The sequence below is a fragment of the Corynebacterium sp. genome (assembly GCF_022712195.1).
Taxonomy (GTDB): domain Bacteria; phylum Actinomycetota; class Actinomycetes; order Mycobacteriales; family Mycobacteriaceae; genus Corynebacterium.
On record NZ_JALAGY010000044.1, the window covers coordinates 1 to 10,091 of the forward strand.

At 68.7% G+C, this 10,091-nt stretch carries 12 protein-coding genes and 1 riboswitch; of the genes, 7 read left to right on the forward strand and 5 right to left on the reverse strand.

Features of this window, described 5'->3' with window-relative positions; all coding sequences use genetic code 11:
• Positions 1-157: 157 nt before the first annotated feature.
• Together Q0A34_RS05680 and Q0A34_RS05685 are read left to right on the forward strand one after the other, a co-directional pair.
• Positions 158-742, forward strand: coding sequence for a DUF3090 domain-containing protein (locus tag Q0A34_RS05680; protein ID WP_291479039.1), 585 nt, complete (start codon positions 158-160; stop codon positions 740-742).
• A 1-nt stretch (position 743) separates the two neighbouring features.
• Positions 744-1,532 (forward strand): SCO1664 family protein, encoded by a 789-nt coding sequence (locus Q0A34_RS05685; RefSeq protein WP_291479040.1) that lies wholly within the window; start codon positions 744-746, stop codon positions 1,530-1,532.
• A 9-nt stretch (positions 1,533-1,541) separates the two neighbouring features.
• On the opposite strand, the gene Q0A34_RS05690 is transcribed toward Q0A34_RS05685, so the two are convergent.
• Positions 1,542-2,681: an MFS transporter gene (locus Q0A34_RS05690; protein ID WP_291479041.1), complete on the reverse strand. Its 1,140-nt coding sequence runs from the start codon at positions 2,679-2,681 to the stop codon at positions 1,542-1,544.
• A complete protein-coding gene (locus tag Q0A34_RS05695) occupies positions 2,678-3,001 on the reverse strand; it encodes a helix-turn-helix transcriptional regulator (RefSeq protein ID WP_291479042.1) in 324 nt (107 codons plus the stop codon). Before Q0A34_RS05695 ends, Q0A34_RS05690 begins: the two co-directional genes overlap by 4 nt.
• A gap of 176 nt (positions 3,002-3,177) precedes the next feature.
• Here Q0A34_RS05695 and Q0A34_RS05700 point away from each other — a divergent pair, with 176 nt between their 5' ends.
• Positions 3,178-3,459: a PLDc N-terminal domain-containing protein gene (locus tag Q0A34_RS05700; RefSeq protein ID WP_291479043.1), complete on the forward strand. Its 282-nt coding sequence runs from the start codon at positions 3,178-3,180 to the stop codon at positions 3,457-3,459.
• Positions 3,460-3,466: 7 nt separating this feature from the next.
• Here Q0A34_RS05700 and Q0A34_RS05705 read toward each other — a convergent pair whose 3' ends face one another.
• On the reverse strand, positions 3,467-4,561 hold the full coding sequence (locus tag Q0A34_RS05705) for an alpha/beta hydrolase-fold protein (RefSeq protein WP_291479044.1): 1,095 nt from the start codon (positions 4,559-4,561) through the stop codon (positions 3,467-3,469).
• A 68-nt stretch (positions 4,562-4,629) separates the two neighbouring features.
• Positions 4,630-5,115, reverse strand: coding sequence for an SRPBCC domain-containing protein (locus Q0A34_RS05710; RefSeq protein ID WP_291479045.1), 486 nt, complete (start codon positions 5,113-5,115; stop codon positions 4,630-4,632).
• 1,114 nt (positions 5,116-6,229) lie between these two features.
• Here Q0A34_RS05710 and Q0A34_RS05715 point away from each other — a divergent pair.
• Both Q0A34_RS05715 and Q0A34_RS05720 read left to right on the forward strand, forming a co-directional pair.
• Positions 6,230-6,430: a hypothetical protein gene (locus Q0A34_RS05715; RefSeq protein ID WP_291479046.1), complete on the forward strand. Its 201-nt coding sequence runs from the start codon at positions 6,230-6,232 to the stop codon at positions 6,428-6,430.
• Positions 6,431-6,604: 174 nt separating this feature from the next.
• Positions 6,605-7,756, forward strand: coding sequence for a calcium:proton antiporter (locus tag Q0A34_RS05720; protein ID WP_291479047.1), 1,152 nt, complete (start codon positions 6,605-6,607; stop codon positions 7,754-7,756).
• Positions 7,757-7,852: 96 nt separating this feature from the next.
• Here the strand turns inward: Q0A34_RS05720 and Q0A34_RS05725 are convergent, their stop codons facing one another.
• Positions 7,853-8,029, reverse strand: a complete 177-nt coding sequence (locus Q0A34_RS05725; protein ID WP_291479048.1) for a beta-class phenol-soluble modulin — start codon at positions 8,027-8,029, stop codon at positions 7,853-7,855.
• A 235-nt stretch (positions 8,030-8,264) separates the two neighbouring features.
• Positions 8,265-8,378, forward strand: a riboswitch (TPP riboswitch).
• Here Q0A34_RS05725 and Q0A34_RS05730 point away from each other — a divergent pair.
• Positions 8,368-9,138, forward strand: a complete 771-nt coding sequence (locus Q0A34_RS05730; protein WP_291479049.1) for an ABC transporter ATP-binding protein — start codon at positions 8,368-8,370, stop codon at positions 9,136-9,138. Its footprint overlaps the riboswitch before it by 11 nt.
• Complete coding sequence (locus tag Q0A34_RS05735; RefSeq protein WP_291479050.1) at positions 9,135-9,941, forward strand: ABC transporter permease; 807 nt, start codon at positions 9,135-9,137, stop codon at positions 9,939-9,941. The genes Q0A34_RS05730 and Q0A34_RS05735 overlap by 4 nt, the downstream gene beginning before the upstream one ends.
• Positions 9,942-10,091: the final 150 nt, after the last annotated feature.

The window sequence follows — 10,091 nt, forward strand, 5'->3', positions numbered from 1 at the left end:
GGGGCGGGCCACGGGGGCGGCTCCCGCTGAGCCGGTCTACCGCCCACGAGGCGGCAACCCGTCAGGTCGGTCCCACCGTCCCCTGGGGTTGCTCTGTGTGAAGGGGTCGTCGTCGGTTCGGTGCATCGCGGGGGGCTCGGCTCCTACAATGGGTCCCATGCCCACCACCACGTACGGATTCGACTGGCCGGACCGCTTCGTTGTCGGCACTGTGGGACTGCCCGGTGACCGGACGTTCTACCTGCAGGCCCGCGACCGGGGCGTGACTGTCAGCGTGTCCCTGGAGAAGCAGCAGTCCGCCGCGTTGGCGGAGGGGGTCGCCGAGTTGCTCGACCGGCTCCGCAGCCAGGACGGTAACCCCTTCAACGTCCCCGACGAGACCGATGAGCTGCTCGTCGACGATGATCCGCTGGACATGCCGGTCGACGAGGAGTTCCGTGTCGGGGTCCTGAGTCTCGGGTGGGATCCCCGGACGTCGCAGGTCGTGATCGAGGCGGCGCCGCCGCCGGAGCTGGACCCGGAGGAGCTCGAGGAGCTGCAGGCGTCGGTGGACGCCGATGAGCCGGTCGAGCTGCAGGTCGAGCCGGAGGAACTGTTGTCGGTGCGTATCCCGGTCGGCGCGGCGCGCGCGTTCGTGGACCGGACGATGGCGATCGTGAATGCGGGTCGTCCGCTGTGCCCCCGGTGTGGGCAGCCGATGGACCCGGACGGCCACGAGTGCGGCATGCCCGACGGTCTCTGACGTGGGGCGTTCTGAGGTTCCCCGGGGCGACCTGGAGTTGGAGGGGCGGATCGTCTCCGCGTCGAATGCGACGTTCCGTGGCCGGATCGGTGGGACGACGGTGGTGTACAAGCCGTTGGTCGGCGAGAAGCCCCTGTGGGACTTCCCGGACCGTACCCTCGCCCGTCGGGAGGTCGCGGCCTACCGGTTGTCGGAGGCGTCGGGGTTGGGTGTCGTCCCGGTGACGTGGTTGCGCGACGGCCCGTTCGGCGAGGGCATGGTGCAGGTCTGGTGCGAGCCTTCGCCGGGGCAGCGTCCTGTGCGACTGGTGGCGACGTCGGACGCCGCTGACCTTGAGCGGGACGGCTGGCTCCGGGTGCTCGACGGGGTGGACGAGGACGATGAGCCGGTGTCGTTGTTCCACGAGGACTCCGAGGCGCTGCGTCGGATGGCGGTGTTCGATGTGCTGGCCAACAATGCCGACCGCAAGATCGGGCACATCCTGCCGGTGGTCGAAGGTCACCGTGTCGGCGTGGACCACGGGCTGACGTTCCACCGGGAGTCGAAGCTGCGCACGGTGTTGTGGGGGTGGGTCGGTGCGCCGTTGTCGGACGGGGAGCTCGACGCGGTACGCCGTGTCCGCTGCGGACTGGAGTCCGGTGCGGAAGGAGGCCTGGGTGCGTCGATGGAGGAGCTGCTCTCCCCTGCCGAGGTGGCGGCGCTCGCCGACCGGTGTGACCGGCTCCTGGCGGACGGGGTGTTCCCCGGTCCGGAACCGGGGTTGCCGGCCGTACCCTGGCCGGTGTTCTAGTCCTGTCTTTCAGGCCCGTGCCAGACGCAGGCTGACCGCCCCGGCCAGCAGGAGTGCCCCGGCGGCGGGTATCAGTGCCCACCCGGCGAGGTCCGCGGCCGTCGTCCCGCCGCTGAGCAGGCTGCTGCCGACTGCGGCACCGACAGCCGAGCCGAGGTACATCGCCGCCATCTGGAAGGCGATGACCGGCATGGCCCGGGTGGGCCGGTCAGCGGTGAGCGCCTGCTGCAGGGTGGGGACGGTGGCCCAGCCGGCAGCTCCCCAGAGAACCGCGGCGATGATCCACACCACGGGGTTCCCGCTGGACCATGCCAGGGCGAAACCGAGGGCGAGGACCAGCGGCAGTGCGACGAGGAACGGCCGCGGACCGACATGGTCGAGGGGTCTGCCGATCAGGGCCGTAGCCCCGACGCCGCCGATGCCCCAGGCCCACACGAGGGCGAAGCCCCAGTCCTCCAGTCCGCGGGACTCCGCCATCGGCAGGAGGTAGGTGTACAGCCCCAGGCTGGCGACACCGAGGAGGAAGGCGGCGAGGACGCCGAGGGCTGTCGTCGCCGAACGCAGGACGCCGAACACCGGCGATCCACCTCCCCCGTCGAGCACCGGGAGGTCCCGGGCACGCACGGCGAGGGCCGCCGTGCTGCAGACGCCGAAGGCGACGACCAGTGCCATGGTCCACCGCCACCCGGCGGTGTCTCCGATGAGCATGCCGAGCGGGACGCCGGCGACGGTGCCCGTGGACAGTCCGAAGGTCACCATCGCCATGGCCCGGCCCCGCTCGGTCTCCTCCACCATGGCTGCCGCGGTCGCGGTGGCGACGGCGGTGAGGATGCCCGCGCCCGCTCCCGCCAGGACGCGGGACAGGAGGAACACCTCCACTCCGGGAGCCAGGGTGGTGATGAGGTTGCCGAGGTTGAACACCCCGAGGGCGATCAGCAGGGCGCGGGCGGTGCTGCCGCCGGTGAGCCGCCCGGACAGCAGCGGGCCTGCGACGGCGTAGGCGGCGGTGAAGGCGGTGACCCCGAGTCCGATCATCGCCGCGGTGGTGGACAGGGAGTCGGCGATCTGCGGCAGAACGCCTGCCAGGACGTAGGCGTCGATGCCGAGGGCGACCGCGGCGGCGGTCAACGGCCAGACCTTCCGGATCACGGCTCGACGTCCCCGTAGCCGGCGAGGACGGTGTCGACGAGCCCGGGGAACCGGGACTCCAGGTCGTCGGTCCGCAGCCGGATCATGCATTTGCGCCCTTCGGCCCGGACGTGGACCACGCCGGATTCGCGCAGCAGGCTGGTGTGGTGGGTCAGGGTGGAGCGGGGCAGGTCGGGGCCGAGGTCGATGCTGTCGACCTCTCCCCGCTCGGCGAGGATCCGCACCATGTTGAGTCGCAGGGGTTCACTGAGCGCGAACAGGACGCGGTGGATGGTGATGTCGTCGGTGTCGGGGTGTTCGTAGGTCCGGGAGGGGGACATGCGGCCTCCTTGTTTGTTCGACTATTTCCGCACGATCATAGTTCGATAATTCCCGCACGGTCAAGGCGCCGGCGACTTAGGAAGGCAATTAAAGAATCAGCCCACGGGATGATGCGCAGTCCGGCCCCGACGCCGGATACTTGGGAAGTTCAGTCCCCACCACCCCCGGAGGAATCATGCAGTACACTCTCGCCGCCGTCACCAACTCCGACGGCAGCCTGTCCAGCGCCTGGGGCATCGCCCTGGTCATCGCCCTCGCGGTCATCGGCCTGGCCATCGTCGCGTTCGTCATCACCGCACTCGTGAGCGTCGTCTCCAGCGGTGTCCTCGCCGCCGGCGGCAAGGCCGTGTGGGTGCTCCTGATCCTGGCGTTCCCGATCCTCGGCGCGGCCCTGTGGTTCATCTGGGGCCGCAACGGCGAGTTCACGAAGAACGACGTCGCCGCCACCACCCCGTAGGGCGGTCTCAGATCCGGTCCAGGAAGGTCCGGATCGTCCCGTTGTCGAACGCCGCGCGTCGCCAGGTGGGCCAGGTGTGCCCGCCGAGGATGTCGTACCGGAAGTCGATGTTGTCCATGCCCAGCCGCATAGCCTCGACCTGCAGCTGCGCCGTCATCACGAACGTCCCGGTCTCCACCGGGCCACCGACCAGATACGCCGCGACCGGGTCCTTCCCCGCCAACTCCTCCGGGTGCACGATGCCGGTGGAGACATTGACGATGGCGGGCATGGTGAGATTGCCGAGGTTGCGCATCGGGTTGTTCGCGGCACGGCTGGCCTCGGACTTCCACGGTGTGGTGCCCCTGCCACTGAGGTGGGTCGAGGTGGTGTCGATGGCGAAGCGTCCACCGGCCGACTGCGGATCGTAGACACCGCTCAACGCATACACCGAGCTGTACTGCTCGGGGTACTTCGTCGCCAGGTTCAGCGTCGCGTAGGCGCCGGCACTCAAGCCGACCACTCCCGTCGTCCCACGTCCGCCGTCCGGCACCCCGAAGGACGATTCGAGGTAGTCGGGAAGCTCGTCGGCGAGGAAGGTCTCGAACCGCGCGTCGGACGCCTCCTCGCCACCGTCCCAGTTCTGCGACCAGGTCCACGGGTCGGTCACCGGGAACACGAGGGTCTTGTCCACGTCGGTGAGCTTGTTGACTGCACCGGCCTTCTCCACCCAGCCGTTGACCTCCCCGGAATCGGCCCCGTCGAGGAAGAGCGCCACCTTCTCGTTCGCCGGAGTGAGCGACGGGCGGACGATCACGGAGAAGTCGCGCCCCATCGACGGCGACGGCACCTGGCACTCCAACGCCCCCGGGGCGTCCTGCGTCGGTGTGGTCCCCGCCCCGTTCCCGCCGGAGACCGAACCGGACGGAGAACCGGACGGCGAGGACGCCCCGTCCTCCGTCTCACGTGGCACATAGGTCACACATCCCGCCGGAACATCAGGGGCTGCTGCGACGGTGGGGACAGTGAGACCGACGAGCCCGACAGCCGCGGCAACCACGGAGGCGAGAGCGGACACGGGCAGTGAGGGGTGTACGGAGCGTCCCGTATTCAGTTTGAGCATGGAGATACAGTACCCGAGAAGAACGACCGCGAATGCCGGTTTCGCAGGTCAGGGCAGGATCTTCTCCGTCACTGACCCTGCCCCTCAAGGTAGGACTTCAACGATGACACGAAGAAGGCCCACCCGTCACTGACCCCCTGCAGCATCACGGACTCCGTTGAATCGAATCCCGCGTGCCTCAGTCTCAGTACGGTGCCCGCCACCCCGTCATCCTCGAAGGGCTCCGTCGACCAGCGCACCGTCGTCTTCTCAGCACGTGCCGCCTCGTACTCCTCGTCCGACCCGAAGAGTGGCCGGTGCATCGGCTGGATGGAGTGCCAGGTGTACTCCACGAGCTCACCCGGCACGACACTGACGACCTTCTGCCCCAGGTCCTCGAACTCCCCGGCAGCATCGGACTTCCACAGGACCGGGCCCCCTTCCCTCCAAGACGAGCTCGGCCCGGTGCCGAGCATGAACTTCTCGATGTCCGCCGGGGTGGTCAACGCGTCGAACACCCGGCGAGGGCCGACCCCGAAGATGAATGACGTGTAGGTGAAGACGGTGTCGCCCATGGCAGATGCCCTCCGGTGCTGTGGTTGGACGCGGGGCCGGGCGACCCTGCCGCCCCGAGCGTACCCCGGACCGGGCGGGAGCCCTGCCGGACGCGATGCGGCACCACCAGGACAGGCAGAGACCCCCGCACCGGAGTGCGGGGGTCTCTGTTGCCAGCGAGAATTACTCGACGATGGAGCCGGTGACCAGGTCCAGGGCCTGCTGGAGGAAGTCGGAGATAGCGGTGACGATGGTGGAGACGATGTCCAGCATGGTGATGCCTTTCGGTTGAAGTCTTGGTGTTCAGGGGCGGGGGTTCTTCCTCGCTCCTACACACAGCCTACCGGTGAGCCTGACAAAAGTGTTACGTAGGGGATACTACATACCCCCGAAATGGGGGCTTGCGCCCTGCGCCCCGCAGTACCTGCACCGGCACAACGGCAAAGCCCCCGCACCGGAGTGCGGGGGCTCGGGTCGCCAGTGCGACAGGCCGCTACTAGCCGGTGATGGAACCGGTGACCAGCTCGAGGGCGGAGCCCAGGAACTCGGAGACGGCGGTGACGATGTCAGAGATGATCGGCAGCATGATATAGCCTTTCGGTCGAAGTACTGATGGCTGCAACGCGGGGTGCCGCGCTGCGTCACAGACCCTACCGACGACCGTGACCAAATCGTTACACACGCATTTTCATACCCCCCATCCTGAGGTAATACCGGTTCAATATTGCAGGTCAGAGAGCCGCGGCCGCCACCGCGCCATGCGCCAACGAAAAGACGCGCACCCCGGGGACCGTATGACCCGGGGTGCGCGGACTTCTCTGAAAGGGTTGACCCTCATGCCGGAGGGGTCGGGTCCAGAGGCCATCACGCCCTGGACAACCCCTACAGTATCCCACCCGAACATACATGAGAAACACCATACCCCCGGGGGTATCGTCGCAGGTCACTCCCCGGTTCTCTCCCCTGCGTCTCCAGAACAGGTCAACATCCGCTGTCCGTCGCCTGGGAATCCGGCCGCACCGCCCGGAAATCCCCGCAGAACGGTTGATCTGCCCACACCACCTGCCTAGTGTCGCGACCAGAGCAACGTGCTCGGGTCGTACTTCCGACCTTCGATTCAGAAAGGGAGTTGAGATGGCAGACCAGAACAACCCCGGACAGTTCGGGAATCGCAAGGACACCGAAGAGCAGGCACACAAGGGCGGCGAGGCCAGCACCGGGAGCTTCGGCGACCGGAACGCCGCCGACCCGCACGAGGCCGGCCGGGAAGGGGCGGAAGCCCAATCCACGGCGGACAAGGCCAAGGGCGGACGACACAGCGGGAACGGCTCCTGACACCGTGTGACAGGACACGCCTTCCCGCTGCGGCCGGGGCGACACCGTGACAGCGACGGCGGTCGCCCCGGCCGTCGCCTGTTCTGTAGAATGCCCACGGAAGTCACCGACGGGACGACCCGCGCGGTAATCATCTGAGCAGGGACGACCCCGCAGAATTCCGGGTACACAGCCATGACCGGTGCATCCGACCGCCTCCGCGGCATCTTCTCCCCCTCCGTCCTCGCCCGCCTCGTCCTCGGCTGGGGCACGTTCCTGACCACCGTCGTGGCGGCGCCGTGGCTCCAGGGGACGCTCGGCACCCCGGCACTCGCCGCCGTCCTCGGCGCACTCGTCACGGTGATCGTGATCTGCGCCTTCGGCGTCGTCGAACAGGCCGAGCACCTCGCCCACCGTCTGGGTGACCCCTACGGCACGCTGGTCCTCACCCTCTCGATCGTGGTCATCGAGGTCATCCTCATCTCCGCGGTGATGCTCGGCCCGGGCGACCACACCACCATCGCCCGCGACTCGGTGATGGCCGTGTCGATGATCATCCTCACCCTGGTGATCGGGGTGGCTCTGGTCGTCGGCGGGATCCGGCACGGCGGCATGCTCCCCAACCGGACCGGCACCTCCGCCTACCTCTCGGTGCTGGTGGTGCTGACCACCGTGGCCTTCGTGATGCCCGGGCTGATCGGCGAGGACGGCCGGTACACCACCGCCCAGGAGATCCCCGTCATCGCCGTCACGGTGCTGCTCTACGCCTTCTTCCTCTACCGGCAGACCGGCGCCCAGCGTGCCGACTTCCAGGAGGTCACCGCGGACACCCCGGCCGGCACCTCGGCCACCTCCCCCGCCCGGACCGACGTCCGGGAGATCCTGGCCACCCACCGCGGGGAGATCCTGACCCGCGCGGCCGTCCTGCTGCTGACCGTCCTGCCCATCGTGCTGCTGTCACACGACATGGCGACCCTGCTCGACGACGGCCTGGCACGCGCCGGCGCCCCGGTGGCACTCTCCGGCGTGCTCATCGCGATGATCGTCTTCCTCCCCGAGACGCTCACCACCGTCCGCGCCGCCCTCCAGGGCGAGATCCAGCGGGTCAGCAACCTCTGCCACGGGGCCCTGGTCTCCACGGTGGGGCTGACGATCCCGGCGGTGCTGACCATCGGCATGCTCACCGGCCAGGAGGTCGAGCTCTTCGAGTCCCCCACGAACCTGGCGTTCCTCGCGGTCACCCTCATGCTGTCCGTGACCACCTTCACCGGACGACGGGTCACGGCACTCCACGGCGCTGCGCACCTGATGGTGTTCCTCGTCTTCTGCCTGTCGATCTTCAGCTGACAACACTGGTACCTGCGACGCCGGACGGCGCCCACATCGCCCGGGAGGGTGACGTGGGCGCCGTCCGGCGCGCCGCATGCGCAGTCGAGGGAGCGGCTACTCCGCCGACAGCTCGATGGCGGAGGAACCTGCCTCCAGTGCGGAGGACCCGACCCCGATAGAGTCGCGGACGGTACCGACGATGTTGCCGGCGAGACCGGCCCAGTCACCTTCGATGGCGGAGGTGACGATTCCGGCGATGGACTTGGCGAGTTCGGTGAGTGCGTCGAACATGTACTTCTCCTTGAGTGAGGTCAAAAGAAACTGCCTGACGACCGGGGGCCGGCCGCTACCTCAGGACCTTAAACCGGTCACGTGGCGCTGAAGCGAAATGTGCCACGCACCACATCAGCGTCGGTGAAGCCCCCATTACCGCCGCTACTCACCGCGGATGCGACGAATATGCTAAGCCCTGACCCGTCGCCTAGGATGTTGCCGTACTACCCCTGAAGAACTGAATACCAGACCACCCAGAGACACGGGGTGTCCCGGCGCGCGACTGCTGCGCAGCACCGGGGCTGAGATCACACCCGCTGAACCTGACCTCATTCACATGAGCGGAGGAATGTCCCATGCCGCCCACACCGGCGGTGGCGGTCGACCACGTCGACGTCGCCTACCCGAAGTCCCCTGCCGTCCTGAAGGACGTCCACCTCACCGTGCCCGCCGGCGAACATGTCGCCGTCATCGGCCGTTCCGGGTGCGGGAAGTCCACCCTGCTGCACCTCATCGGCGGTCTCCTGGCGCCGACGCGCGGCAGCGTCGCCGTCCTCGGTGACTCCGACGACCGTTCCCGGCTCACCCACTGTGCCCTGATGCCGCAGGGTGACAGTCTGCTGCCCTGGTTCAGTGTGCGCGACAATGTCGCCCTGCCTCTGCGCAACACCGGGGTGGGACGGCGTGCGGCGCGTGCCCGGGCCACCGAGGCGCTGGCGTGGTGCGGGCTGGAGCACCACAGCCGTCAACGTCCCGACCGGCTCAGCGGCGGAATGCGTCAGCGGGCCGCCCTGGCCCGGGCGCTGTTGGCCGACAAACCCGTCCTCCTCGCCGACGAGCCCCTGGGGGCGTTGGACGCGATCACCCGCGCGGAGATCCAGGACTGGTTGCACGGTGTGCTGGAGGGCGGTTCCGCGACCACGATGGTCATGGTGACCCACGACGTGGACGAGGCCCTCCTGCTCTCCCACCGGGTGGTCCTGCTGGCGGACGGGCAGGTGCGGCGGACCTGGCCAGGCTGGTTCGCCCGCCGTGGGGGCCGGCCCCGGGAGGACGTGCTGGCCGAGCCGGGGTTCGCCGCGGCACGCTCGGCACTGCTGCGTGAACTCGCCGGAGGTGGCCGGTGAGCTCCCGTATCCCCGGCACCGTGGTGCCGCCCCTTGTCACCGTGGTCCTCATTGCCCTGGCCTGGGTGTTCGTCAGTTCAGGAGGGCGGGTCGAGGACTATGTCCTGCCGTCCCCCGGGTCCGTCGTCGACGCCCTGCGGGACAACTGGTCGGCGCGTCTGGCCTCCGCCACCTGGCTCACCCTGGGCGAGACTCTGCTGGGAGTCCTGTGCGGGGTGGGCCTCGCACTGGCCGTCACCGTGGCGGCGGGCTACGTGCCGTTGCTGGGCCGGGCGGTCGCGCCGCTGCTGGTGGCCTCGCAGGCGGTGCCCACCGTGGTGCTCGGCCCGATCCTCACGATCGCCCTGGGTTACGGGATGCTGCCGAAGGTCATCGTGGTGGCCCTGGTGTGCTTCTTCCCGGTGGCGATCACCATGCTCGCGGCCGCCCGCGGTGTGGACCGGCGCCTGGTGGACACGATGCGCAGCCTGCACGGCACGCGCCACTCGGTGTTCTGGCGGTTGCGCTTCCCCTCCGCCCTGCCCGCCGGGTTCGCCGGCTTGCGTGTCGCGGTGACCTACGCCCCTGTCGCGGCGGTGTTCTCGGAGTACACCGGCTCCACCGACGGGGTGGGGTACCTCCTGCTCCAGGCGATCCCACGGCTGCAGACGGACTTCGTGTTCGCCCTGGTGGTGGTACTCACCGTGATGTCGGCCTCCCTGCTGATCCTCGCCACCGCGGCGGAACGGCTCTGCTGCCCGTGGTTGTCCTCGTCCCGTACCAGCTCCCGTACCGGCCCCACTTCACAGAAAGGTTCCCGATGACCCCACCGACACTGCCGACACTGCTGACCCGCACCGCCGCGGTTCTCGTCACCCTCGCCACCACCGTCGCCCTCGCCGGCTGCGGCAGCACGGACGACGACGATGGCCGCCATACCCGTGTCCTGCTGGACTGGAACCCCAACCCCGACC

What these genes read in the sequence shown, in the direction of transcription:
- Q0A34_RS05730 (WP_291479049.1), top strand. Translation starts at nt 8,368, where the DNA reads ATGCCGCCCACACCGGCGGTGGCGGTCGACCACGTCGACGTCGCCTAC.
- Q0A34_RS05720 (WP_291479047.1), top strand. Translation starts at nt 6,605, where the DNA reads ATGACCGGTGCATCCGACCGCCTCCGCGGCATCTTCTCCCCCTCCGTC.
- Q0A34_RS05715 (WP_291479046.1), top strand. Translation starts at nt 6,230, where the DNA reads ATGGCAGACCAGAACAACCCCGGACAGTTCGGGAATCGCAAGGACACC.
- Q0A34_RS05725 (WP_291479048.1), bottom strand. Translation starts at nt 8,029, where the DNA reads ATGTTCGACGCACTCACCGAACTCGCCAAGTCCATCGCCGGAATCGTC.
- Q0A34_RS05705 (WP_291479044.1), bottom strand. Translation starts at nt 4,561, where the DNA reads ATGCTCAAACTGAATACGGGACGCTCCGTACACCCCTCACTGCCCGTG.
- Q0A34_RS05700 (WP_291479043.1), top strand. Translation starts at nt 3,178, where the DNA reads ATGCAGTACACTCTCGCCGCCGTCACCAACTCCGACGGCAGCCTGTCC.
- Q0A34_RS05710 (WP_291479045.1), bottom strand. Translation starts at nt 5,115, where the DNA reads ATGGGCGACACCGTCTTCACCTACACGTCATTCATCTTCGGGGTCGGC.
- Q0A34_RS05695 (WP_291479042.1), bottom strand. Translation starts at nt 3,001, where the DNA reads ATGTCCCCCTCCCGGACCTACGAACACCCCGACACCGACGACATCACC.
- Q0A34_RS05680 (WP_291479039.1), top strand. Translation starts at nt 158, where the DNA reads ATGCCCACCACCACGTACGGATTCGACTGGCCGGACCGCTTCGTTGTC.